Source organism: Dorea longicatena (assembly GCF_025150085.1).
Classification (GTDB): domain Bacteria; phylum Bacillota; class Clostridia; order Lachnospirales; family Lachnospiraceae; genus Dorea_A; species Dorea_A longicatena.
This window is the reverse complement of record NZ_CP102280.1, coordinates 1,968,705-1,993,005: the sequence shown is the minus strand read 5'-3', so window position 1 is coordinate 1,993,005 and position 24,301 is coordinate 1,968,705. Positions and strand designations below refer to the sequence as shown.

The 24,301-nt window shown below is 40.4% G+C and carries 29 protein-coding genes and 1 tRNA gene; 21 read left to right on the top strand and 9 right to left on the bottom strand.

What is annotated here, in order from left to right; genetic code table 11:
- Positions 1 to 175 precede the first annotated feature (175 nt).
- Positions 176 to 913: a peptidylprolyl isomerase gene (locus tag NQ508_RS09520; RefSeq protein WP_006429012.1), complete on the top strand. Its 738-nt coding sequence runs from the start codon at positions 176 to 178 to the stop codon at positions 911 to 913.
- Between the two features lie 121 nt (positions 914 to 1,034).
- Here the strand turns inward: NQ508_RS09520 and NQ508_RS09515 are convergent, their stop codons facing one another.
- Positions 1,035 to 2,321 (bottom strand): aspartate aminotransferase type Ic, encoded by a 1,287-nt coding sequence (locus tag NQ508_RS09515; protein WP_044920798.1) that lies wholly within the window; start codon positions 2,319 to 2,321, stop codon positions 1,035 to 1,037.
- A 313-nt stretch (positions 2,322 to 2,634) separates the two neighbouring features.
- Between NQ508_RS09515 and NQ508_RS14440 the strand changes: the two genes are divergently transcribed.
- The 7 genes from NQ508_RS14440 to NQ508_RS09485 all read left to right on the top strand — a co-directional run bounded on the left by NQ508_RS14440 (position 2,635) and on the right by NQ508_RS09485 (position 5,640).
- The gene (locus NQ508_RS14440) at positions 2,635 to 2,754 is read left to right on the top strand and encodes a helix-turn-helix transcriptional regulator (protein WP_006429008.1); all 120 of its coding nucleotides are present in this window, start codon (positions 2,635 to 2,637) and stop codon (positions 2,752 to 2,754) included.
- On the top strand, positions 2,755 to 2,901 hold the full coding sequence (locus NQ508_RS09510; RefSeq protein ID WP_259829111.1) for a helix-turn-helix transcriptional regulator: 147 nt from the start codon (positions 2,755 to 2,757) through the stop codon (positions 2,899 to 2,901).
- Positions 2,902 to 2,947: 46 nt separating this feature from the next.
- Positions 2,948 to 3,217: a pyruvate formate lyase family protein gene (locus NQ508_RS09505; RefSeq protein WP_022415321.1), complete on the top strand. Its 270-nt coding sequence runs from the start codon at positions 2,948 to 2,950 to the stop codon at positions 3,215 to 3,217.
- Positions 3,133 to 3,591 carry a glycine radical domain-containing protein gene (locus NQ508_RS09500; RefSeq protein ID WP_242654823.1) on the top strand — a complete coding sequence of 153 codons (459 nt, stop codon included), beginning with the start codon at positions 3,133 to 3,135 and terminating at the stop codon, positions 3,589 to 3,591. The genes NQ508_RS09505 and NQ508_RS09500 overlap by 85 nt, the downstream gene beginning before the upstream one ends.
- A 61-nt stretch (positions 3,592 to 3,652) precedes the next feature.
- Complete coding sequence (locus tag NQ508_RS09495) at positions 3,653 to 3,985, top strand: 4Fe-4S cluster-binding domain-containing protein (RefSeq protein ID WP_044920791.1); 333 nt, start codon at positions 3,653 to 3,655, stop codon at positions 3,983 to 3,985.
- Between the two features lie 124 nt (positions 3,986 to 4,109).
- The gene (locus NQ508_RS09490) at positions 4,110 to 4,679 is read left to right on the top strand and encodes an alpha/beta family hydrolase (RefSeq protein WP_006429001.1); all 570 of its coding nucleotides are present in this window, start codon (positions 4,110 to 4,112) and stop codon (positions 4,677 to 4,679) included.
- Positions 4,666 to 5,640, top strand: a complete 975-nt coding sequence (locus tag NQ508_RS09485; protein WP_006429000.1) for a Gfo/Idh/MocA family protein — start codon at positions 4,666 to 4,668, stop codon at positions 5,638 to 5,640. Before NQ508_RS09490 ends, NQ508_RS09485 begins: the two co-directional genes overlap by 14 nt.
- A gap of 109 nt (positions 5,641 to 5,749) precedes the next feature.
- On the opposite strand, the gene NQ508_RS09480 is transcribed toward NQ508_RS09485, so the two are convergent.
- From NQ508_RS09480 to coaBC, 5 genes are all read right to left on the bottom strand, one after another.
- Complete coding sequence (locus NQ508_RS09480; protein ID WP_226851847.1) at positions 5,750 to 6,643, bottom strand: IS3 family transposase; 894 nt, start codon at positions 6,641 to 6,643, stop codon at positions 5,750 to 5,752.
- Entirely contained in the window at positions 6,643 to 7,329 is a 687-nt protein-coding gene (locus tag NQ508_RS09475) for a helix-turn-helix domain-containing protein (RefSeq protein ID WP_006426148.1), read from the bottom strand. Before NQ508_RS09475 ends, NQ508_RS09480 begins: the two co-directional genes overlap by 1 nt.
- 80 nt (positions 7,330 to 7,409) lie before the next feature.
- Positions 7,410 to 9,083: an alpha-glucosidase gene (locus tag NQ508_RS09470; RefSeq protein ID WP_006428999.1), complete on the bottom strand. Its 1,674-nt coding sequence runs from the start codon at positions 9,081 to 9,083 to the stop codon at positions 7,410 to 7,412.
- Between the two features lie 198 nt (positions 9,084 to 9,281).
- Positions 9,282 to 9,485, bottom strand: coding sequence for a hypothetical protein (locus NQ508_RS09465; RefSeq protein WP_006428998.1), 204 nt, complete (start codon positions 9,483 to 9,485; stop codon positions 9,282 to 9,284).
- A gap of 56 nt (positions 9,486 to 9,541) precedes the next feature.
- Positions 9,542 to 10,738: a bifunctional phosphopantothenoylcysteine decarboxylase/phosphopantothenate--cysteine ligase CoaBC gene (gene coaBC, locus NQ508_RS09460; protein ID WP_006428997.1), complete on the bottom strand. Its 1,197-nt coding sequence runs from the start codon at positions 10,736 to 10,738 to the stop codon at positions 9,542 to 9,544.
- Positions 10,739 to 10,998: 260 nt separating this feature from the next.
- Between coaBC and NQ508_RS09455 the strand changes: the two genes are divergently transcribed.
- From NQ508_RS09455 to NQ508_RS09425, 7 genes are all read left to right on the top strand, one after another.
- Positions 10,999 to 11,652, top strand: coding sequence for an ECF transporter S component (locus NQ508_RS09455; protein ID WP_006428996.1), 654 nt, complete (start codon positions 10,999 to 11,001; stop codon positions 11,650 to 11,652).
- A 216-nt stretch (positions 11,653 to 11,868) separates the two neighbouring features.
- Positions 11,869 to 11,939, top strand: a tRNA-Trp gene (locus tag NQ508_RS09450).
- Between the two features lie 235 nt (positions 11,940 to 12,174).
- Positions 12,175 to 12,699: a hypothetical protein gene (locus NQ508_RS09445; protein WP_006428994.1), complete on the top strand. Its 525-nt coding sequence runs from the start codon at positions 12,175 to 12,177 to the stop codon at positions 12,697 to 12,699.
- A gap of 87 nt (positions 12,700 to 12,786) precedes the next feature.
- Entirely contained in the window at positions 12,787 to 13,290 is a 504-nt protein-coding gene (locus NQ508_RS09440; protein WP_006428993.1) for an NUDIX hydrolase, read from the top strand.
- Positions 13,291 to 13,317: 27 nt separating this feature from the next.
- Complete coding sequence (locus NQ508_RS09435; RefSeq protein ID WP_006428992.1) at positions 13,318 to 13,797, top strand: HD domain-containing protein; 480 nt, start codon at positions 13,318 to 13,320, stop codon at positions 13,795 to 13,797.
- A 121-nt stretch (positions 13,798 to 13,918) separates the two neighbouring features.
- Positions 13,919 to 14,695 (top strand): tRNA threonylcarbamoyladenosine dehydratase, encoded by a 777-nt coding sequence (locus NQ508_RS09430; protein WP_044920788.1) that lies wholly within the window; start codon positions 13,919 to 13,921, stop codon positions 14,693 to 14,695.
- 84 nt (positions 14,696 to 14,779) lie between these two features.
- Entirely contained in the window at positions 14,780 to 15,100 is a 321-nt protein-coding gene (locus tag NQ508_RS09425) for a DUF6465 family protein (RefSeq protein ID WP_022415329.1), read from the top strand.
- Positions 15,101 to 15,225: 125 nt separating this feature from the next.
- Here the strand turns inward: NQ508_RS09425 and NQ508_RS09420 are convergent, their stop codons facing one another.
- Entirely contained in the window at positions 15,226 to 15,570 is a 345-nt protein-coding gene (locus NQ508_RS09420; protein WP_006428988.1) for a hypothetical protein, read from the bottom strand.
- Between the two features lie 212 nt (positions 15,571 to 15,782).
- On the opposite strand from NQ508_RS09420, the gene NQ508_RS09415 reads away from it, so the two are divergent.
- From NQ508_RS09415 to NQ508_RS09395, 5 genes are all read left to right on the top strand, one after another.
- Positions 15,783 to 16,658 carry a DMT family transporter gene (locus tag NQ508_RS09415; protein ID WP_044920826.1) on the top strand — a complete coding sequence of 292 codons (876 nt, stop codon included), beginning with the start codon at positions 15,783 to 15,785 and terminating at the stop codon, positions 16,656 to 16,658.
- A gap of 15 nt (positions 16,659 to 16,673) precedes the next feature.
- Positions 16,674 to 17,120 (top strand): D-aminoacyl-tRNA deacylase, encoded by a 447-nt coding sequence (dtd, locus tag NQ508_RS09410; protein WP_006428986.1) that lies wholly within the window; start codon positions 16,674 to 16,676, stop codon positions 17,118 to 17,120.
- 186 nt (positions 17,121 to 17,306) lie between these two features.
- Positions 17,307 to 17,804, top strand: a complete 498-nt coding sequence (locus NQ508_RS09405; protein ID WP_237998694.1) for a MarR family winged helix-turn-helix transcriptional regulator — start codon at positions 17,307 to 17,309, stop codon at positions 17,802 to 17,804.
- Between the two features lie 46 nt (positions 17,805 to 17,850).
- The gene (locus tag NQ508_RS09400) at positions 17,851 to 20,298 is read left to right on the top strand and encodes an ABC transporter ATP-binding protein (protein ID WP_006428984.1); all 2,448 of its coding nucleotides are present in this window, start codon (positions 17,851 to 17,853) and stop codon (positions 20,296 to 20,298) included.
- Position 20,299: 1 nt separating this feature from the next.
- The gene (locus NQ508_RS09395; protein WP_006428983.1) at positions 20,300 to 22,114 is read left to right on the top strand and encodes an ABC transporter ATP-binding protein; all 1,815 of its coding nucleotides are present in this window, start codon (positions 20,300 to 20,302) and stop codon (positions 22,112 to 22,114) included.
- A 476-nt stretch (positions 22,115 to 22,590) separates the two neighbouring features.
- Here the strand turns inward: NQ508_RS09395 and NQ508_RS09390 are convergent, their stop codons facing one another.
- Together NQ508_RS09390 and NQ508_RS09385 are read right to left on the bottom strand one after the other, a co-directional pair.
- Positions 22,591 to 22,848: a spore coat protein gene (locus tag NQ508_RS09390; RefSeq protein WP_044920823.1), complete on the bottom strand. Its 258-nt coding sequence runs from the start codon at positions 22,846 to 22,848 to the stop codon at positions 22,591 to 22,593.
- A 15-nt stretch (positions 22,849 to 22,863) separates the two neighbouring features.
- Positions 22,864 to 23,046, bottom strand: coding sequence for a hypothetical protein (locus NQ508_RS09385; protein ID WP_006428981.1), 183 nt, complete (start codon positions 23,044 to 23,046; stop codon positions 22,864 to 22,866).
- A 281-nt stretch (positions 23,047 to 23,327) separates the two neighbouring features.
- On the opposite strand from NQ508_RS09385, the gene NQ508_RS09380 reads away from it, so the two are divergent.
- Complete coding sequence (locus NQ508_RS09380; RefSeq protein ID WP_006428980.1) at positions 23,328 to 24,290, top strand: dipeptidase; 963 nt, start codon at positions 23,328 to 23,330, stop codon at positions 24,288 to 24,290.
- Positions 24,291 to 24,301: the final 11 nt, after the last annotated feature.

Sequence of the window (24,301 nt, the reverse complement as noted above, 5' to 3'; positions counted from 1 at the left end):
GCAGTTTTGAAGGTATATGAAAAATAAGAAGCAATCAACGGTATGTTGGTTGTTTTTTTGTTTAATGCATGAAAGGTATAAAGAATAAAAAATATATAAAATACCAAATATCTTTTGACCAAAGGAAGTATAGATGATACAATTGAACCATTGTTGAATAGAAAAGGAGTACATTATGGAACAGAAAATAATCGCCACAGTTGGTGGACATCAGATCACAGAAGCAGAAGTAGAGGCATTCATCCACAGCCTTCCAAGAGAACAGCAGGCATATGCGGCTCATCCGGATTTTCGTAAGCAGTGTGAAGAACAGCTGATCGCAGTATACGCATTTGCAAAATACGGCGAAGAAGAGAAAATTGACGAGACAGAAGAATTCAAGAATGTTATGGAAAATGCAAGAAAAGATATCCTTGCACAGATGGCTATGAGAAAGCTTTTTGCAACAGTAAACGTAACAGATGATGAAATCAAAGAATATTATGAAGCAAATAAATCGAAATATTCGAAGGGTGCATCTGTACATGCAAAACATATCTTAGTAGATAATGAAGAGAAATGTACAGAGCTTCTGAATGCAATCACAAGCGGAGAAAAGGTATTTGAGGATGTAGCAAAAGAATCTTCTACATGTCCGTCGGGAGCAAACGGGGGAGACCTTGGAGAATTCGGAAGAGGACAGATGGTAAAAGAGTTCGAAGATGCCGCATTTGCTGCAGAGGTTGGACATGTTGTAGGTCCGGTAAAGACACAGTTTGGATATCACCTGATCAAAGTTGAGGACAAGAAAGAAGCAGGAGAATCAAGTCTGGAAGAAGTAAAAGACCAGATCCGTGCAGAACTGTCTCAGAAAAAACAGGAAGAAGCTTACAGAGCTAAAGTTGATGAACTGAAGAAGAAATATATGGAGTAATAGTAATCAGTCGGTTCGATAAAGATAAGACGTAATAAATGTATATAGAGATATAAAAATGGGGCATGATCTGTAATGATCATGCCCCTGCTGCGTCTTAGATGGCGATTTGAGCTTATTTTTATTTGCTTTGCAGTAATTTATCAATACTTACAAGTTTTACGCTTAAAACGAAGATTTTGGTGGCTACCTTAAGTTCTTCTACGGTTGGATAAGACGGTGCAATACGGATATTACTGTCTTTTGGATCTTTTCCGTAAGGGAAAGTTGCACCTGCACCAGTCATGATAAGTCCGGCTTCTTTAGCTTTTGCAACGATTGCTTTTGCACATCCATCCATAGAATCAAAAGAGATGAAATATCCGCCACGCGGAGCCAGCCATGAACCGATTCCAAGTCCGCCGAGTTCTTTATCCAGTGTCTTTAAGACAATGTCGAATTTTGGACGAAGGATGTCTGCATGTTTCTTCATATGCTGAACCATTCCGTGAATATTTCCAAAATATCTTGCATGTCTTAACTGGTTCAGTTTGTCGTGGCCGATCGTCTGAATACGCATCTGCTTTCTGATATCTGCAAGGTTGGCATCAGATGCAGCAATTGCAGCAATACCGGAACCAGGGAAACTGATCTTGGAAGTAGAAGAGAACTTATAAACCATATCAGGATGTCCTTCTTTCTTGCATTCCATTAAGATCTCAATCAGATAGTCTTGTTTATCTTCATATAAATGATGAATACCGTAGGCATTATCCCAGAAGATACGGAAATCTTCTGCTGCAGGATTCAGTTTTGCAAAACGATGAACGGTTTCATCCGAATAAGTAATACCTTGCGGATTCGAATATTTAGGAACACACCAGATACCTTTGATTGCAGGATCTGTACTTACCAGTTCTTCAACCATATCCATATCCGGGCCGGTTGGTGTCATTGGAACATTGATCATTTCAATTCCAAAATATTCTGTAATTGCAAAATGTCTGTCATATCCAGGAACCGGACATAAGAATTTTATTTTATCAAGCTTTGCCCATGGAGTACTTCCCATAACACCATGAGTCATACTGCGTGCGATTGTATCATACATAACGTTCAGGCTGGAGTTACCGAAGATAACGATATTGTCTTTCGGTACTTCCATCATATCTGCAAGCAACTGTTTTGCTTCTGCAATACCATCCAGAACACCGTAGTTACGGCAGTCGACGCCTTCTTCACATACCAGATCAGAGTCGCTTTTTAATACATCCATCATATCCATGGAAAGGTTCAGCTGTTCTGTAGACGGTTTACCTCTGGACATGTCCAGCTTCAGATTCTTAGCTTTCACTTCATCGAATTGAGCTTCCAGTTCACTCTTCAGTTGCAATAATTCTTCTTTGGATAATTCTTCATATGCTACCACTATACCATCCTCCATCTTCATATATACCACTCGATATTATAATATTTTAACAGAATTTGACGTTTCGTCAATGGGCTCTTGCAAATTAATGAGAAATTATGGAAAAATATGCAATTTACGACATATAAAATGAAATTCTTGTGGAAATTTTATGCAAAAAATATACTGTGATAAAGCAGACAAGTGGGAAAGCATATAAGTAGTATATACAGAAAGAAGAAAAGATATGCTACAATAAGCCTGGAAAGCCGGAGCATAATGCATAGCATAGACAAAATATATAGAATAGATTAAGAGATAAGACAGATAAAAAATGGAAGAGATTCACCTGAAGGATATTGCAGAAGCGGCATCGGTCAGTGTAGGTGAATGTTGCAGATGCTTTCAGAATATGGTACGTACAACACCGAATCAGTATCTGATGGAATACTGAATAGAGAAGAGTAAGGAGCTTCTGATGGGGACGGAGATGTCAGTGACAGAAGTAGCATATGCGGCCGGATTCAGTGATTCCAGCTATTTTATCCAGTGTTTCCGGAAATACGAAGGAATTACACCTGGAGAATATGGAAAATGTTAAGATTTTCATAATCCATTTTGTTTTGCACAAGAAAAAGCGAGAAACTATGAAAGATGATAAGAAAGAAAAAAGTGAACAAAGATACATGGAACGTATCCGGCTCATCAAAGACAGGGTAGTGAATACAAGACCGGAGATGGATCTGGAAAATGCGAAAATTATGACAGAAAGCTTTAAAGAAACAGCCGGAGAGCCGCTTTGTATCAGAAAAGCAAAGGCGTTCCGCAGACAATGCAGAGAGAAAACGGTAAAGATCTGGGATCAGGAATTGATCGTGGGGTGTTCGGGAATGATAATGAAGCAACGAATGAGATAGCAGGAGAAATGTTTGCGTTTATTGCGAATGAAATAGAAAGCTATAGAAGCAAATTTGGAACGATGACACCGGGAATATTACCGGTATCTGGTAACACACCAGTCGGTCTGGAGGTAGGAGCGTTACCATCCGGAAGACATGCATGGAAGCCGTTAGCGGATGGAGTGAGTCCGAATGGAGGAACAGATACCGAAGGTCCGGGTGCAGTATTAAAATCTGTATCACATCTGCCGCATGACAGATTCGTGCAGGGAACCTTCCTGAATATGAAGATTGAACCGGAGATATTAAACAGTGAAAATGGTATCATGCCTCATCCGTGTGGCAGGGTATATGGCATATTTTACGGAACTTGGAAAGGATGTACAGGATGAGATCATTGCCCGGACGGAACAGGAATCGTTATACGGCTGCAGTGTCGGATAGGAGAAAACAGTGTCAAAGACAGGAAGAGTGCTCCGGATAGAGAAGACTTCCATTCATGACAGAGAAGGACTTCGTACCGTAGTTTTTCTTAAAGGATGTCCACTTCGTTGTAAATGGTGTTCTACGCCGGAGTCACAGAGGATGGAGATAGAAAAAAGATACGGAAAAGATATGACAGTGGAAGAAGTCGTAAAAGAAATCTGCAAAGATGAAATATTTTTCTTTCATTCAGGCGAAGTGCTGAAAGATGTGGAAATACCGGATATGGAAATGCTAAAGAAAATGGCGGAAGTTATCAGAGCGGAAGATCCGGAAGCTGCAGTAAAAGTAAAAGGTGAATAAATACTGGAAAGAGTAAAAATAAAGAGAAGGGAAGAAATTCTATTCCTTCTCTTTATTTTATATTCACCAGATTTGAGAATATATGTTATGATATTTTCAGACGACAATAAGGAGGAAAGAATGAATGAAACTGGCAGTATTTTTTCCGGGAATAGGTTATCATTGTGATAAACCATTATTGTATTATTCCAGAAAACTGGTGCAGGAATATGGGTATGAGAAGATTGTAACATTGAATTACACATATGATGGAAAGAACCTAAGAGGGAATGAAGAGAAGATGCGGCAGGCATTTGACTCTTTGTATATACAGGCGGAGAACAGTCTGAAAGAAATTGCGTTTGACCAGTACGAACAGATTTTATTTATTTCGAAAAGCATCGGAACAATCATTGCTTCAGCATATGCTAAGGCACAACGGATACCATGTCGGCATATTTTGTATACACCATTAAAAGAGACCTATGCATTTGGACATGAAGCGGCAGTTGCTTTTATCGGAAACAGTGATCCGTGGAGTGATGTAAAGAAAGTAGCAGATCTTTCGGAAAAACAGAATGTAAAGATACACATATACGAAGGTGCAAATCATTCACTGGAGACCAAAAGTGTCAGAGACAATCTGGATATCTTGAAAGATGTAATGGAAAAAACAAGCAGATATATGGAGGAATCAAAATATGAAAGATATTAACTGGGCAGTACTTGGTACAGGAGTTATCGCAAATGAGATGGCCGTCGCATTAAAGAAGAATGGAAAGAATATATATGCCGTCGGTAACAGAACCTATGAAAAAGCAGTTGCATTTGGTGAAAAGTATGGCATCGGTAAAGTATATACAGATTACAATGAGATGTTTACAGATCCGGAAGTAGATGTTATCTATATCACAACTCCTCATAATACACATAAGAAATTCATGAGACAGGCAATTGAGAATGGCAAACATATTCTGGTAGAAAAGTCGATCACACTTAACAGTGACGAATTGAATGAGATGGCAGCACTGGCAGAAGAGAAACATGTCATCATCGGAGAAGCAATGACAATTTATCATATGCCAATCTATAAAAAATTAAAAGAACTTCTGGAGACCGGTGTATTGGGAAAAGTAAATCTTATCACGATGAATTTTGGAAGCTTCAAAGAATATGATATGAATAACCGCTTCTTTAACCGTAATCTTGCCGGTGGTGCAATGCTGGACATCGGGGTATATGCGCTTTCATTCATTCGTTGGTTTATGGATTCCAAGCCGGATCAGTTACTGTCTCAGGTCAAAGCAGCACCGACCGGAGTAGATGAACAGGCGGGACTTCTGCTCATGAACCCAGAAGGACAGATGGCAACGGTCATGTTGTCGCTTCATTCCAAACAGCCAAAGAAAGGAATGATCTCCTGTGAAAAGGGATATATTGAGATTATGGAGTATCCAAGAGCATGGGAGGCAAGAATTACATACGTAGAAACCGGTGATACAGAAGTCGTAAGAGCCGGGGAGAATGCCGATGCGCTTGCTTATGAACTTGCGGATATGGAAAAAGCGATAGCAGGAGATGAAGAATGCATGCATTTTGAGTATACAAAAGATGTTATGGATATGATGACGGAATTCAGAAAGTCATGGAAGTTTACTTATCCGGAAGAGGAATAGTAAAAGAAGCCCCCGACACAAGATATAAAATGTGGTATGCTCCCCGTCAAGAGGACAATAAAAAATAATAAATTTTTGTATCGTCAGCCATGCTATGGCTGGCGATATTTTATGCTGCTTTTGTATATTGCTCATGATATTTCATTGGTGTCATTACATGCAGTTTCCTTTGAAGTCGTTGGTTGTTGTAGTAATCTATGTAATTAGCTATCGCAGTAATCAAAGAGCTTCTGTCATTAAAACGCTGTTTATAATACATTTCTCGTTTTAGAATTCCCCAAAACCCTTCCATTGGTCCATTGTCAATACAGTGGGCAACTCTAGACATACTCTGCTTCATATGATGTTTTTTTAATCTAGTATAAAACTGTGCGCTTGTATATTGAAAGCCTCGATCAGAATGAACTAATGGGTGTGCATCTGGCTCCTGACGAACAGCCTCATCAAACGTGTCCATAACTAATGGATTATCATTATGATCGCTGATTTTAAAGGAAACAATCCTTCTATCATATAAATCTAAAATAGCACTCAGATAAACTTTATGAACTTCTATTCCGTTGTAGTATTTAAATTCAGAAACATCTGTAAGCCACTTTTCATTCGGTTTTTCGGCGTGAAATTCACGGTGTAAATAGTTTTTTGCTATGTGATCAGGATTTCTGTCTCCTCTGGTACAACTCTTAGGTTTCCATTTAATATTTGATTTTATATCGTATTTCCTACAAATACGAAGTACTCGTTTATCATTCACATGAATTCCTTTATGTCCATCTAATTCATCACGAATCCTTCGGTATCCCATATCTGGATGCTGGTGATGAATCCTTTGGATTTCAGTGGATAGTCTTTCGTTTCGAAGTTCATTATTACTTTTCGGATATTTTCCCCAGCGGTAATACGCAGAACGTGTAACATTAAGATATTTACAAAGTCTATCTATGGGATAATGCTTAGTAGACGATAGTTTTTGGATGGCTTCATATTCGGCTAACCGATGGATTAAAGATAGCGACCCCTCCTTTCCAGTTCTCTGACTTTTTTTAACAGATCATTCTCCATTTGTAAGTCTAGATTTCTTCTTTCCAGTTCAGCTATCTTGTCACGTAGCTCTTCTTCAGGTGTTCTGCTTGGAAGAGAAGCTATACGACGTCCACGTCTGTCTTCCAGACCCGCTTGACCCATCTTTTCGTATCGTATTACCCAATTGCGAACTTGTTGATAGGAACAATCATATTTGAGTGCCATTGCACCATAATTCTTATCATTTGCAAGACAATCTGTTACTATTTTTAATCTCTCATCAAGTGTAGTGTTCTTTGCCTTTTTCATGTAAGCACCTCCAGTGGATGTTTTTAATATTCCACCAGAATTATACACCTTAATCCAATCGGAAAGCTGTCTGTGTGAACGAATTCCGTATTTTGTGCAAATATCCTGAAGAGATCCTTCTCCGTTAAGATAATCATTTATAGCAGATATTTTTAAATCTTTTGAATAAGATTTGTTTTTCGGTTGATTGAGTAATCCAGTTGGTCCATCATACTGATAAATAGAAATCCAATTTCGAATACTATGATGATCAACTCCCAATTCTTTTCCTGCTTGCTGTATGCCAATTTCTCCTGCAAGGTAGCGTTCGACTATTTTTACTTTTTCTACTGGTTCTATCTTACTCTTTCTGAACATGAAAATACCCCCATATAGGACTTTTATATTTCATTGTCCTATATGAGGGTAGCATATCAAAGTGTCGGGGGTTTTTGAACTTATAATTCGAATACGATTACTTCGCAGCTTTCAAGTGAAAGATGGGATTCGGTATTATAATTATGCTGCTTGTGCTGATTAGAAAGAAGAACCTGTTTCACCGGATAATCTAACGGAAGTTCGACAGATTCTTTTCCGAAATTAGCGGCGACCAGTATACGTGTATGTTCATCTTTCCGGTAATAGGCCATGACATCCTCTGTGTCCTGATAAGCAGGGAGAAATTTACCATAAGTAAAGACTTCTTTGTATGTTGGAGATTTTCGAAGCGCAATCAGTCTCCGGTAATAATTTAATATAGAGTCTGGATCTTGATCCTGATCAGCCATATTGATCTCTTTATAATTGTCATTTACTTTCAGCCAAGGAGTTCCTGCGGTAAATCCGGCATTTTCCCGAGCATTCCACTGTACGGGGGTTCTGGCATTATCGCGGCTTAGTTTGCTGCAAGCCTTAAGTGCTTCTTTATCGGTAAGACCGGCATTCCTTGCAGTATGATATTGATCAATGGTATTGATGTCATTATATTCTTCGACACTGTTCCATACCGCATTTTGCATACCGATTTCCTGTCCCTGATAGATGAATGGGATGCCGCGGAGAAGGATACTGACGGTTCCGAGCATTTTGGTTCCGGCAGGATTCTGCGCATAATCTGGTAAGAAGCGGGATACACCTCTTGGTTCATCATGATTTTCAATGATATTGGCTTCCAGTCCGCAAGTTTGCACTCTGAGCTGGGAGTCAGAGATGGCTTTCCGCCATTCTTTAAAGTCTACGGGTGGGGCATCGTACCATCCGTGTTCCCCTTCACTGAGTATGTGAGCACTGAAGTCAAAGATTGTGGAAAAATGACCATTTTCACCGATGAAGTCTGCAAGTTCGCCTTCTTTCATGTTGAATACTTCACCGACAGTAAAGGCATCGTATTTCTGGAAAGTATGTTTCTTTAAGTCCTCGAGAAAAATGCCGACACCATCTACGTTTTCTACCATCCTCCAGCAGTTTGCAAGCCCATCCGGTCCGTCCGGATCAAGATCTGAAAAAGTCAGGTCTTTCTTTATATTGATGATCGCGTCAATACGGAATCCGGCGAGACCCTTTTCAAGCCACCAGTTCACCATTTCATAAAGCTTCTTTCTGACTACCGGATTCTCCCAGTTAAGATCCGGCTGCTCTTTGGCGAACATATGAAGGTAGTACAGATCCGTTCCCGGAACCGGCTCCCAGCAGCTTCCGCCGAAGTAAGAACGGTAATTGCTTGGTGGATTTCCATTCTTTCCCTTGCGGAAATAAAAATAATCGGCATATTCGCCTTCCGGATCTGCCAGTGCTTTCTGGAACCATTCGTGTTGATCAGAACAGTGGTTGATAACCAGATCCATAATGATGTACATATCTCTTTTCTTTGCTTCTGCAAGCAGTTCTTCGAATTGTTCCATTGTACCGAATTCTTCTGCAATTGCATAATAATCGGAAATGTCGTATCCCTGGTCTACAAAAGGGGATTTGTAGATTGGAGAGAGCCAGATGATATCAATTCCCAGTTCTTTTAAATAATCTAATTTGGAGATGATTCCGCCAAGATCGCCGATTCCGTCTCCGTTTGTATCCAAAAAGCTTTTTGGATAAATTTGATAGGCAACTTTGTCATGCCACCATTTTTTCTTCATGATTTATAAAACCTGTCTGTTACGGAGAATTGTCGTAACACCTTTCTTTTTTAATAATGGTTGCAAGTATCAATTATAGAAGTACTGAATGAGAATTTCTTGTAATATGATATTGCAATATGATACAATACTTGCATTTTAAGAATGCAGAAAAAATGTTACCAGACATGCCGGTAACATTTTTTGTCAATATAGGAATTATAAACTTGCTTCGACGAGAACAGCAACAGCCATTGTGTCATCTTCTGTAAATCCCTGTGCACAGGTAAGAATTGTCTGTACATAGTCCTTTGAAAGATCAAGTTTGTGGGAGATGACGTTCATGTCATATCCTTCTTGATTCAGAGCAGTTACATTCTTTACATCCATACGGATCTGTTCCATTGATAAATTAGCATCCATTTCGTATATCCTCCTGTAAATTCACGAAATTTCTTTCTTATATTATATTTTCACTTTTATTTTCTAAGTTCTAATATTTTATCGAGCAGATGGAAAGCGACCTCTTCTTTGCTCATCAGTTCCAGTTCAAATACTTCATTTTGCGTGATCATCGTAACAATATTTGTATCGGTTTCAAATCCGGCACCTTGTTCCTTCAGATTGTTGGCAACGATCATATCCAGATTCTTTTTCATAAGTTTTTTCTTGGAATTTTCCAGCATATTTTGTGTTTCCATAGAAAAACCACATAAGAACTGATGGGGTTCCTTGTGCTCGCCGAGATACTTTAAGATGTCATCAGTACGTTCCAATGGAATAGACATGACATCTCCCTCTTTCTTTTTGATCTTTTCATCTGCAACATTACAAGGCCTGTAGTCTGCAACGGCAGCAGCCTTGATTATGATGTCCATGTCATGGCTTCTGGAAGTTACTTCCTCATACATATCTTTGGCTGATATGACAGGAACGGTGTTAACAAAAAGCGGTGCATCAAGAGCGGTACGCCCGGTTACCAGTGTGACATCAGCGCCGCGGAGCATGCAGGCTTTTGCAATGCTGTAACCCATTTTACCGGATGAATGGTTTGTGATATAACGGACTGGATCAATGGCTTCCTGTGTCGGTCCGGCTGTGACAAGTACTTTCATACCGGCCATATCCTTTTCGTGTGCAATGGTTTTGCATATGTACTGGAATAAGGTCTCGGGTTCCGGCATCTTTCCGGCTCCGCTGTCACCGCATGCCAGGTGTCCGCTGGCAGGAGTGATCACCTCCATGCCATAATGCTTCAGCAATTCAATATTATCCTGTGTGACAGGATTCTCATACATTGCGGTATTCATGGCTGGTGCAATGATCTTTGGTGCACGGCTTGCAAGAACGGTAGTTGTCAGCATATCATCGGCGAGACCATGCGCAAGCTTTGCCATGACATTAGCAGTTGCCGGTGCGATCATGACAATGTCTGCAAGTTGGGCAAGTGCAACGTGCTCTACTTTAAATTCAAAATTTCGGTCAAATGTATCTGTGATACATTTATGTCCTGTCAGAGTCTCAAAAGTAATTGGATTGATAAAATTGGTGGCGTTCTTAGTCATGATGACATGAACGTCAGCGCCTGCTTTTACCAGAAGACTTGTAAGTGTTGCAATTTTATAAGAAGCAATACCTCCGGTCACGCCAAGCAGGACATGTTTTCCTTTTAACATAAGTATTCATCCTCATTTCAATGTTCAAATAAAATAATACAATTATAATCACTATATCGCTTTTTCTTCATTCTTGCAAGCAATAGTAATAAAAATACATAGAACCCGCAGGAAAAGACGAATCATAGTAATAACTGTGAAAAATAAGCAGATTGTATGGATTTTTATACTTGTTTGGCAGTTCCCGAAATGCTATAATCGGACTCGTAATTGTATTGTATCCCGGTCACCGGGAATGATAACAAGGAGGAAAATTAAATATGAAGACAAAGAAACATGACACTAGTTGGATGGTCAGTGTTGCACTTATGGCAGCGATCGTAATCGTTCTGGCGAACACACCGCTTGGAATGATACAGCTTCCGATCATTAAGGCAACAACTGTACATATTCCGGTAATTCTTGGAGCAATTTTGTTAGGACCTGCAGCAGGCGCAATCCTGGGCGGTGTATTTGGCATCTGTTCACTGATCAGTAACACGATGGCACCGACACTTTTATCATTTGCGTTCTCGCCGTTTATGAGTACTACAGGAATACCAGGGGCAATAAAAGCAGTCTGGATTTCAGTAGGATGCAGGATATTAATTGGTGTGGCAGCAGGATGGCTTTGGATTCTTTTTTCAAAACTGAAAGTAAATAGTATCATCGCACTTCCAATCGTGGGATTTGCAGGAGCAATGGTTAATACTATCACTGTAATGGGAAGTATCTATATTCTTTTTGCAAAACAGTATGCAGAAGCAAAAGATGTGGCAGTCAGTGCCGTATGGGGACTGGTAATGGGAACTGTTACAGCATCCGGAATTCCAGAGGCGATTGCAGCAGCAATTTTGGTTCTGGCAATCGGAAAAGTATTACTTGGTGTATTTCGAAAAATGAATATTGGAAATGTTGCGAAAGCAAATGTATAGAGGAAAGAAGACCTTCCGGCTCAAGAAAGAGAGCCGGGAGGTCTTCTTTTGCTATGTATTTATAAGAAAGAAGCTGCCAGTGACTGGTTCTGTAGATACGAAAAAACAGAAATTTTGCAAAAAAATAAAAAAATTGAAAAATTTTGTTGACAGATGTATGATTAATATGGTATAAATAATGAGTGCTCAGCGATGATGTACAACAAAATAGAATATAGGGGATTGGTCAAGTGGTATGATAGGGGTCTCCAAAACCTTTGGCGGGAGTTCGATTCTCTCATCCCCTGCTCCTATGAAAGAGCGGAAAAGCCTTAATTTATAAGGTTTTCCGCTCTTTTTGCGTTATAAAAATAAATTTTAGATATCGACCATAATATAAATCGGCATGCGTTCGAAAGAAGCTGTCGGTGACGTGCTCTGGGTAAATACTTCGGCTTTGCAATCGGATAAAAATAATGTTATAATATTCATAGTGATTTGAGCTGAGGATATGACGAATCTATCGTAAGGAGGACATGGAGGATGAAAGAAAAGATAATACAAGGTGGAATTGTAAATGGAGAGAAGATGCTGGTATGTCCAACTTGGGAAGATGAATTTCAAAAAGCAATTCACAAGACCGGAGGCTGCTTCCGGATTAGCATGGATTATTCGGCTGTAGATGTTTCCTGGTGGAAAGAACTGGAAAAGATTGCCGGAAAGTATGGCTATACATTGGATTCCGAATCGCTGGAAATCATTCAGGAATATGTACAGAAGTATAAAAAGTATGAAAATCATTTCTGGGAATATGGAAAGAAGATTATTACATTCGAACAGTTCAGCAGGATGTTGAGTAAAAAAGCTGGTATACAGCCGAAAGAGGCAAAGGAATATGTTGTTGCAAATCTTCAGAATCTGGAACATAAGGAGATTTTGGAGGCGTTGTTATTTTCACTGCAGCTTATCAAGTCTGAGAAGGGACTGGAAGGAACTCAGTGGACAAAGCCAACCTGCGATTTTATAAAAAAAGAATTTGAAAAGATGATTGTGAACGAGGAATATTAAGACATTAAAAAGTGGGGAGTCGGGAATACTGGTTTTCCACTTGTTTTATATCGCCATGTGTTCGTAAGAAGGAGAAATAATAAAAAGATGGAATTATGGGATATTTACGATGAGAACAAGGAACGTACAGGACGTACAATGAAACATAATGACTGGAATATGAAGCCGGGGGAATTCCACCTGACGGTTCTTGGAGTATTAATGAGACCGGATGGAAAATATCTGATCACCCGAAGGAGAATGGATAAAGAATGGGCAGCAGGATGGTGGGAAGTGCCTGGAGGCGGTGTACGCGCCGGAGAAGATTCGAAAGATGCAGTGATCCGTGAGATTAAAGAAGAGACGGGAATTGATGTAACGAATGCAGAAGGAGGATATGCATTTTCTTATAAGAGAGTGAATCCGGAAGAGAAAAATAATTATTTTGTGGATATTTATAAATTTGTGCTGGAGTTTGATGAATCAGATGTAAAGACACAGGAAGAAGAAGTGTCTGGCTTTGCGATTGCGGATTTGAATGAGATTAAGAGATATGCTGATGAAGGAATTTTTCTTCATTATGACAGTATCAGACAGGCGTTCGAAGAATAATTATATGGAGAGTAAGGGGCTGACTGTATGAATGATGAGGACCGGATTCTGGAAGACATCAAAGAAATACTGAAAGAACTGGATGAACAGGGGCGTATGAAATATACACAGAGATATATGCAGCACAGTGATATATCCGTGTATAAGCATTGTATCAGTGTAGCGTACACAAGTGTGGAGCTTGCAGAAAGATTTTCCCTAAATGTAAATAGAAAAGAGCTGATCAGAGGTGCGCTCTTGCATGATTATTTTTTGTATGACTGGCATGAAAAAAATGCGGGACACAGATTTCACGGTTTTATCCATGCAGGACGTGCGCTTCAAAATGCAAAAAATGATTTTGAACTGACCAGACGGGAAGAAAACATCATTTCGCGGCATATGTTTCCTCTTAATATCGTTCCACCAATGTGTAAAGAAGCCTGGCTGGTATGTCTGGCAGATAAGATCTGTGCATCGAAAGAGACCATCGTCAGAAGAATTCATATAAGAAGATATAAGAAATAAGTTGACTTACTATATATCCTACTACTATAATAGGGATTGCGCTGTGAAACGGTGCGAAGAGTGAATGATAAGTCAAGAATACGGACAGAAAAAAATATAAAGTATGAGTGGAGGAAAAGCTATGTTAAATCAGTTTTCCAGAACGCAGCTTCTTTTAGGAGCTGATAATATGGACAGACTTTCGAATGCAAAGGTTGCAGTTTTTGGAATCGGCGGTGTTGGTGGATATGTTGTAGAAGCACTTGCAAGAAGCGGTGTCGGTTCGTTTGTATTGGTAGATGATGACAAAGTATGTCTGACGAATATTAACCGTCAGATTATTGCAACAAGGAAGACGGTTGGAAAATATAAAGTAGATGTGATGAAAGAAAGAATCCTTGAGATTAATCCGGACGCAGATGTAGAAGTAAGGAAATGCTTTTATCTTCCTGAGAATGCACATGAATTCCCGTTTGAAGAATACTCTTACGTGGTAGATGCAGTAGATACGGTAACGGCAAAGATTGAGATCATTATGCGTGCAAAAGCCGCAGAAATTCCGGTTATCAGTTGTATGGGAGCCGGTAATAAACTGGATGCATCGGCATTTCAGGTGGCAGATATCTATAAGACGAAGATGTGTCCGCTTGCAAAGGTTATGCGAAGAGAATTAAAGGCACGTGGCGTAAAGAAACTGAAAGTTGTATATTCAGAAGAAAAGCCGGTACGTCCGCTGGAAGATATGAGTATCAGCTGCAGACAGCACTGTGTATGTCCTCCGGGAACGGACAGAAAATGTACCGAAAGAAGAGACATACCGGGAAGCATTGCATTTGTTCCGTCGGTTGCAGGACTGATTCTTGCAGGGGAAGTGGTAAAGGATCTGACAATTAACCAATATGGACGCGGGGACGAATAAAAACGGATATCTTTTGACATTTTTCGCAAATGCTTTATAATAGAGAAGGTAATGTTCTATTTGTAGATTGAGGAGGTTATCAATATGAAAAAAAATAGAAGAAACAACTCAAGACCGGCAGCAATCGCAACTGCAAAAGACACAACTAAGGCAATCGAGACAAGAGCAGGTGTATTGAAAGAGGCAGAAGACGTGAAGAAAGAAGCAAAGACAAGCTTTTATCTTCAGTATATGGGTAAAGAGATCAGTACAGAAGAGATTACAAAAAAAGTGCATGAAGTATGGACAAAAGAGTATGGTAAGAGTGTGGAAGAAATCAAAACTCTGAATGTATATCTGAAACCAGAAGAAGCTGCAGCTTATTATGTAATAAATGAAGAGACAACAGGCAAAGTTACTATTTAGTGATTTGCCGGATTGACTGTGAACAAAAATAAGAGGAGCGTTTCCGTGTGTATGGAAATGCTCCTCTTATTTTTGTACCACTATATTGCAAAAAAGAACACAGGCAGTCGGTTGAAAAGAAGAATTTAGCCGCAATAACGGGTAATATCTTCTTCAAGATGATCAATCTGTTCCGTGAGATTGTGAAGCTGTTCATCAGAAAGAGATTCCAAAATCGCTTTCATATCTGCAGCAATTTTAGAAGGATTATACGGTACTTCTAATGCGAAATCACTGTAAGCACGGAGCTTTTGAAAATAAGTATTTGTTTCAGGTTCTTCTTTTCCGGCGCGGCACATCTGATACATGGTGACACAATCAGTGGCAGCCTGGTCGGTGCATTCCTTGCAGATCCATTTTCCAAGATAATAATAATTGTTCCCGATCTGATAAAGAAAGCCCGGAAGCTTTAAGATTCGTTCTGATAACATAGTGAAGTCCTCCTTTTCTTATCTATTAGTATCCCGTTGTTTGATACAAAAGTCAAGTGGGATTCTGGTATTAATATCATTATAAAAAGTAAAACAGATTCTTTGCAAATCACCGGAATGTATCGTATAATAAACAGCAGTATAAAAAATAGTGAAGGAAAGAATTCATGTAAATATATTTAGGACATGTATATATGGAGAGTGTGAATGATATGAGGATTAAGAATGGTTTAATGCTGCTTCTTACAGCTTTTATCTGGGGAACAGCATTTGTAGCACAGAGTGTGGGGATGGATTATCTGGAACCGTTTACATTTAATGGAGTAAGAAGCCTGATTGGAGGAGCGGCACTTTTGCCATGTATCTGGATCTTGCAGAAATTAAATGGAAGATCGAAAGATACAGGCACGAAAAAGGATCTGCTCACGGGCGGATTGGCCTGTGGTGTGTTACTGTTTGCGGCAAGCAGTCTTCAGCAGATCGGTATTAAATATACGACAGCGGGAAAGGCCGGATTTATCACCGCTTTTTATATCGTGATCGTTCCGGTGATGGGAGTTTTTCTTCATAAAAAGATAGGCTGGAAGATATGGCTGGCAGTAGTGCTGGCGGTTGCGGGACTTTATTTCCTGTGTATTACAGAGTCGTTTTCTGTTGGCAAAGGAGATATTCTGGTATTTTTATGCGCACTTGTATTTGCGGTACATATCCTGGTGATCGATCATTTTGCACCTAAGGTAGATGGTGTGAAGATGTCGTGTATACAATTCTTTGTCTGCGGAATTTTGTCCGTGCCATTTATGTTTGCATTGGAGACACCAAAGATAACAGCTGTAATGACTGCATGGATGCCAATTTTATATGCCGGGGTATTATCTTGTGGAGTTGCTTATACACTACAGATACTGGGACAGAAAAATGTAAATCCGGCGGTGGCATCACTGCTTTTAAGTCTGGAATCGTGTTTTTCTGTACTGGCCGGCTGGATTGTGCTGGGAGAAAGACTGTCAATAAGGGAAATGTCGGGATGTATATTGATGTTTGCTGCAATTATCCTGGCACAGGTTCCTGAAAAGAAAAAGAGATAAAAGGGAGAAAATCAGATGCGTTTTGTAATTCAAAGAGTAACAGAAAGTAGTGTAAAAGTAGATGGTGAAGTGATAGGCAAGATCGGGAAAGGATTCATGGTCCTGATTGGAGTTGCGGATTCGGATACAAAAGACACAGCAGATAAGATGTTAAAGAAGATGTTAGGACTTCGCATTTTTGAAGATGAGAATGGAAAGACGAATCTTTCGCTGGATCAGGTAGGAGGAGAGTTGCTTCTGATTTCTCAGTTTACTCTGTATGCGAACTGTAAGAAGGGAAACCGGCCAAGTTTTATAGAAGCAGGGAAACCGGATATGGCGGAGAAGATGTATGAATATATCATCAGTAGGTGTAAGGAACAAGTAACGGTAGTTGAACGGGGAAAATTTGGCGCAGATATGAAAGTAAGTCTTGTAAATGACGGTCCGTTTACCATTGTACTTGATTCAGAAAAGTTATAATCAAAGGGCAGAAGAATCTTCAGGGACAAAAGTTGTTCCGGAGATTCTTTTTTAGTTATATAACTAATTAAATATTTGTTAAAATGACGGAATGATTATTAAATAAATATAAAAACATTGACATTACTGGTGAAAATGACTAATATAATCGTTAGACATCTAATTAATTGGGAGAGGAGAAATAATATGCACAAAGAGATGGAATCATCTATGTTCTTTTCGATATTCCAATTGATGCAGTTCATGAAATATCAGGGAATGAAAAGAATGGAAGAACTGGACATCAAGCCGAGTCAGGCAGGAATATTATTTTCACTGAAATGCTGGGGAGAACAGTCACAGAGACAGCTCGCACAAAGAGTTGGGATTACTCCACCGTCTATGACAGTCGCACTTCGCAAGATGGAAGAAAAAGGTTATGTAAGCCGTAAGACGGATGAGAAGGATCAGAGGATTACAAGGATACAGCTTGCTCCGAAAGGGGAAGAATGTATAGATGGAATACGCTGTGTCCTTACAGAGATGGAAGAAATAATCTATCAGGGGATATCAAGAGAAGAGGTACTTCTGATGAAGCGTCTGCTTACAGAGATGAAGAATAATCTTCTGGAGTCTAAGGATTTCAAAGGAGTGGATATGCAGACCATTATGGAAAAAACACATCCTTCTATGAAACATATGTAGGAACTGTTTTGATATAAATAGGACAGAAAGGAAAGGCATAAAAGATATGGGAAAATTATTAAAATTTCTGAAACCGTATGCAGGTGCGGTTGTAGCGATTATCTGTATACTTGTCGTGCAGGCATATTGTGACCTGTCATTGCCGACATATACCTCGGATATTGTGAATGTCGGTATCCAGCAGGGTGGTATCGATGAGACCGTACCGGATACGATTTCTAAAAAAGATCTGAACCATTTGTTACTTCTGGTTCCGTCGGATAAGCAGGAGCTTGTAAAGAATGCTTATACGAAATCAACGAAGAAATACGACTATAAGGGAACCGTTATGGAATTAAAATCTTCTGTAAAAGAAGATGATAAAAAGATGGAGAAGCTCTCCGATATCCTCGGAAAGCCGATGCTTCTGGCGGCAGGATTTGACTCCGGCAGTGACATGACACAAAGAATCGAAGACCAGATGCGTACAAATATGAAGAAACAGGTTGAAGCAAAACAGGCTGAGGCCAAGGCGCAGATGGAAAAAGCACAGAAAGAGGCAGAAGATAAGATTAATGTACAGTTTGCAGATGCACTGGCGGCGGCCCAGACACCGGAGGCGAAGGCCCAGGTGCAGGCCAAGATGCAGGCAGCGGCACAACAGGTACAGACTCAGATGCAGGAAGCACAAAAGAAGGCAGCAGCGCAGATGTCAGAAGTTCCGGATTTTGACAAGATGGATATCTATGATATGTTGAACTTCATGGGAGCAGAAGGCAGAGACGCGCTGATCAAACAGATGAATAAAAAGATGAATTCCATGCAGGATTCAATCATTGAACAGGCAGCCTCCACCTATATCAAAGATGCTTACACACATGTAGGAATCGATACCGATCAGATCGAAACCAGTTATATCTTACACACAGGGGCCAAGATGCTGGCACTTGCATTCCTTGGAATGGCGGCAAGTATTATGGTCGGACTATTAGCATCTCGTGTCGGAGCCGGTGTCGGACGCGGACTTCGTGAGAATGTATTCCGTAAGGTTGTCGGATTTTCCAATGCAGAGTTTGACAAATTCTCTACGGCATCACTGATCACAAGAAGTACGAATGATATCCAGCAGATCCAGCTGTTGATTGTGATGATCCTCCGAATGGTTCTGTATGCACCAATTATGGCAATCGGAGGAATCTGGAAGGTCTTCCACACGAATGTCAGCATGTCATGGATCATCGGACTTGCGGTTGCAATCATTGTAGTCATCGTAGGATTTTTATTCTTTGTAGTTATGCCGAAGTTCAAACTGATCCAGAATCAGGTCGACAGACTGAATCTTGTCAGTCGTGAAATCTTAACAGGACTTTCGGTTATCCGTGCATTCGGCACACAAAAGCATGAGGAAGAGCGGTTTGATGATGCGAACAAAGCACTGACGAAGACAAACCTTTTCGTAAACCGTGCGATGACGTTTATGATGCCGCTTATGATGTTCGTAATGAACAGTATTACGCTGCTGATCGTATGGGTAGGCGGTCACAGTATCAACGACGGTGTAATGCAGGTTGGAGATATGATGGCGTTTATCCAGTATACAATGCAGATCATCATGGCATTCTTAATGATCTGTATGATTTCGGTTATGCTTCCAAGAGCAGCAGTATCTGCAAGCCGTATTGATGAAGTACTGACAAGTGAGACAATGATCCATGATCCGAAGCAGCCGTTACGTATTCCGGAAGAAGGAAAAGGAAAGGTCGTATTCGATCATGTATCCTTCCGTTATCCGGGAGCAGAAGAAGATGTACTGCATGATATTTCCTTTACGGCAGAGCCGGGAAAGACCACGGCATTTATCGGAAGTACCGGATGTGGTAAGTCTACGCTGGTAAACCTGATCCCGAGATTTTATGATGTTACAGATGGTAAGATCACGATCGACGGAAAAGATGTCAGAGATGTATCACAGCATGAACTGCGTGAAAAACTGGGATATGTACCGCAGAAAGCTGTACTGTTCTCCGGTGATATTGCTTCGAATATTTTATATGGCAACCCGGATGGAAGTGAAGCTGAGATGATTGAAGCAGCAACAATCGCACAGGCAACAGAATTTATTGATCAGAAGAAGAAAAAATATAAGAGCCCGATCTCACAGGGAGGAGCCAATGTATCCGGTGGTCAGAAGCAGAGACTTTCGATTGCAAGAGCAATTGCAAAACATCCGGATGTATATATATTCGATGATAGTTTTTCGGCACTGGATTATAAGACAGATGCAACACTCCGTGCAGAGCTGAAGGAGAAGACAGCGGAAAGTACTGTTATGATCGTTGCGCAGAGGATCAGTACGATCCTTCATGCAGATCAGATCATTGTACTGGAAGATGGTCAGATCGTCGGAAAGGGTACACATAAAGAATTACTGAAGAACTGCGAAGCATATTATCAGATTGCTTCTTCACAGTTATCAGAAAAAGAATTAGAAGAAGATCTTAAGGAGGTGGAATAATATGCCAAGAGGTAGAGGACGTGGACCACAGATGTCAAATGAAAAGGCAAAAGATTTTAAAGGCACAATGAAAAAGCTGATGGCATATTTGAGCGCATATAAGATTGGAATATTCTTTGTAATCGTATTTGCTATCGGAAGTACGATATTCAATATTGTAGGACCGAAGATTCTTGGAAAGGCAACGACTGAGATATTTAAAGGACTGGTCAGAAAAGTATCTGGAGGATCCGGAATAGATTTTGACAAGATCGCGCATATCGTACTGACGCTGTTATGCCTGTATCTGACAAGTGCGGTATTCTCCTTTGTACAGGGGTACATTATGACGGGTGTGTCACAGAAGCTGACGTACCGTCTGAGAAAAGAAATCTCTGAGAAGATCAACCGTCTGCCGATGAACTATTTTGATAAGCAGACACATGGTGAAGTATTATCGCGTATTACCAATGATGTAGATACCTTAAGTCAGAGTCTGAACCAGAGTGCGACGCAGGTGATCACATCGACGACAACGATCATCGGTGTATTGATCATGATGCTCAGTATCAGCCCGCTGATGACCGTAGTAGCACTCCTGATCCTTCCGGTTTCAATGGGACTGATCTCAGTGATCGTGAAACGTTCACAGAAATATTTCATGAGTCAGCAGGAATATCTGGGTCATGTAAACGGACAGGTGGAAGAAATCTATGGCGGTCATAATATCATCAAAGCGTTTAATAAAGAAGAGGATGTAATTGCAACATTCAAGCGTGACAATGATATTCTGTATACATCGGCATGGAAATCGCAGTTCCTGTCAGGAATGATGATGCCGATCATGCAGTTCGTCGGAAATCTCGGATATGTCGGTGAGGTTATCCTCGGCGGTTACCTTGCGATGAAAGGTACGATCCAGGTTGGAGATATCCAGTCATTTATTCAGTACGTAAGAAGTTTTACGATGCCGATCCAGCAGGTTGCACAGGTGGCCAATATGTTACAGTCTACAGCGGCAGCTTCCGAGCGTGTGTTTGAATTCCTTGAGGAGAAGGAAGAAGACCAGACGGTAGAGAATCCGGTATGTATCGATAAACTGGAAGGAAGCGTAAGCTTCGACCATGTACATTTCGGATATAATCCGGATCACACAATCATCAATGACTTCAGTGTGGATGTAAAACCAGGACAGAAGGTTGCAATCGTAGGACCGACCGGTGCCGGAAAGACGACGATGATCAAATTATTAATGCGTTTCTATGATGTTGGAAGTGGTTCGATCAAAGTAGATGGACATGATGTCCGCGACTTTAACCGTGATGACTTAAGAAAAATGTTCGGAATGGTATTACAGGACACCTGGCTGTTCAAGGGAAGCATCGAAGATAATATCCGTTATGGACGACTGGATGCAACGCATGAAGAGGTTGTGGAGGCCGCAAAGGCAGCACGTGCACACCGCTTTATAAAGACGCTTCCGGGTGGTTATCAGATGGAGTTAAATGAAGAAGCAAGTAACGTATCACAGGGACAGAAACAGCTCCTGACGATCGCAAGAGCCATGCTGGCAGATCCGAAGATTCTGATTCTTGATGAGGCGACAAGTTCGGTAGATACAAGAACCGAGATCCAGATCCAGAAGGCGATGGATCAGCTGATGAAAGGAAGAACAAGTTTCGTAATTGCACACCGGCTGTCTACGATTCGTGATGCGGATGTGATCCTTGTTATGAAAGACGGGGATATTGTAGAGCAGGGAAATCATGAGGAATTATTAGCACAAAATGGATTCTATGCAGAACTGTATAATTCACAATTTGAGAGAAGTGCATAAGGATATTTACAGATAGAGAAGTCCATGCTAAAAGAAATAAGGCGCTGCCCGAAGAATATCGGGTGCGCCTTTTGTTGTGTGCATTGACATATGCGGAAGGGGATTCATTTGATGCGCTGCCTTTTGTTATTTTACGTATATAGAGGGTGTAAAATAATGAAATATTATTATTGTGTAGCCATTCTTACGTAAAATATATAAGTAAAATAAGAAAGGAGAGGCATGAATCGTTTTAAGAAATGCTATGTAGGAAAAGCTGCCACTTGACAGTTTTCTTACAAAATCCGATGAATATTTAAAGTAATTAAATTATATCACTCGCGGTAAGAAAAGTATAGTATAATAAACGAATAAAAAGAAACGCAACAAAATGTTGCATGCCGGAACAAAAGAAATGTCCCGGCGTGCATTTTAGATACCAAAGTATGCAAGAGAAGTTGCCAGTGGCAAGTTCTCTGTATTGCGTGCGTTCGATACTAATGTGTGGAAATTCCGGCAAGAATGTTTTTTACATGTGAGATTTCCTGATCGGTAGCTTTGGCGGCAGGAACATAATAACTTTTTTCGCGGGCAATCTGATAAAGTTTTTCCTGGGACATTTCACAGTCATTACGTATTTGTTTCAGTTTCTGCTTCAATTCTTTGTTTTCCGTCTGGGAAATCATTTCTCCGTAACGTACAAGTTCTCCGTTGACACCGGCAAGGGCATCGCTTACCATCGTTTTTTCATCCAGCATAGATAGTTCCTCCTATAAAAATTTCATCAGATCCTGTCGGTTCTTCATAGCACTGTCTGCAGCATCCTGAAACAGCTTGCGGATTTCAGGATCTTTGGCTTCTGAGGCATAGTCCTGCATTTTGCACTGGCTGGTTTCAAATCCGCCAATTAAATGACGCAGGTTCTGAAGATCAAGTATTGAAATTTCTGACATAGTACACGTTCCTCCTTTTTATTATTATATATCTGTGAAGAACTGTCAGTGGCAGGTTCTTTGCAGCGCCGGGCGTTTGAAAGAAGCTGCGAGCGGCAAGTTCTGTAGATATGACATATACAGTATGTGCAATAGACGCAGATTATATATATGGAAATGTATAGAAAAAACTATCAGTTAAAGCGACAAAAACTATGGAAAATGTCGTATACTGATAACAGATGATTTACATAATGTGATTTGTGTAATAAAACGAATAAACAAAAGGGGATAAAAACAACATGAGAATGATTGATATGCACTGTGATACTTTGTGGAAATTGATCGATTTGGATGGCCAGGGAGATTTGATGAAGAATGATTGCCATATCAATATTCCATCTATGAAAAAAGCGGGAACCGTCGTGCAGCTTTTTGCCTGTTTTACGAAGGCGGCTGATTATAAGAAGAAAGGAGGATATGATGCGGCATTCGTTCATGTACAGGATATGGTGCGATATTTAAGGCAGCAGCAGGAGAGGTACAGTGAAGATCTGGCACTGGCATATTCGTGGAATGATGTAGACAGGAATGATTTCGCAGGACGGATCTCTGCGATTATGACTGTGGAAGAAGGGGGAATTTTAAACGGTCATATGGAGCGGCTGGAAGAGCTGTATCAACATGGGATCAGGCTTATGACACCGGTATGGAATTATGAAAACTGCATCGGATATCCAAACAGCAGAAAGAAATCTGTAATGTGGAAGGGGTTAAAACCTTTTGGAAAAGAAGTGATAGAAAGAATGGGAGAACTGGGAATGATCATAGATGTATCCCATGCATCGGATGGAACATTCCGGGATATAATGGCAATCGCAAAAGGAACGGTGATTGCGTCTCATTCTAATTGCAGGGAGATTGCAAAGCATCCGAGAAATCTGACAGATGAGATGATCTGGCAGCTTGCAGATGCAGGTGGTATTGCGGGACTTAATCTGTATGGTCCGTTCCTTGGAAGAGAGAAAGAATCCAGGATTGAGGATATGACAGCTCATATATTACATATGTTAAATAAAGGGGGCAGTGATTTCCCGGCAATTGGAACTGATTTTGACGGTTTCGGGGAGATGGAAGTAATGGAAATTGGACATCCGGATGAGATGGAGAAGCTGTGGGAAATATTGAAGCAAAAAGGAGTAAAGGAGTCACAGCTTGATAAGATCTGGTATCGGAATGCGATGAGAGTTTTGAAAAGTATTTAAATATAAAGCAG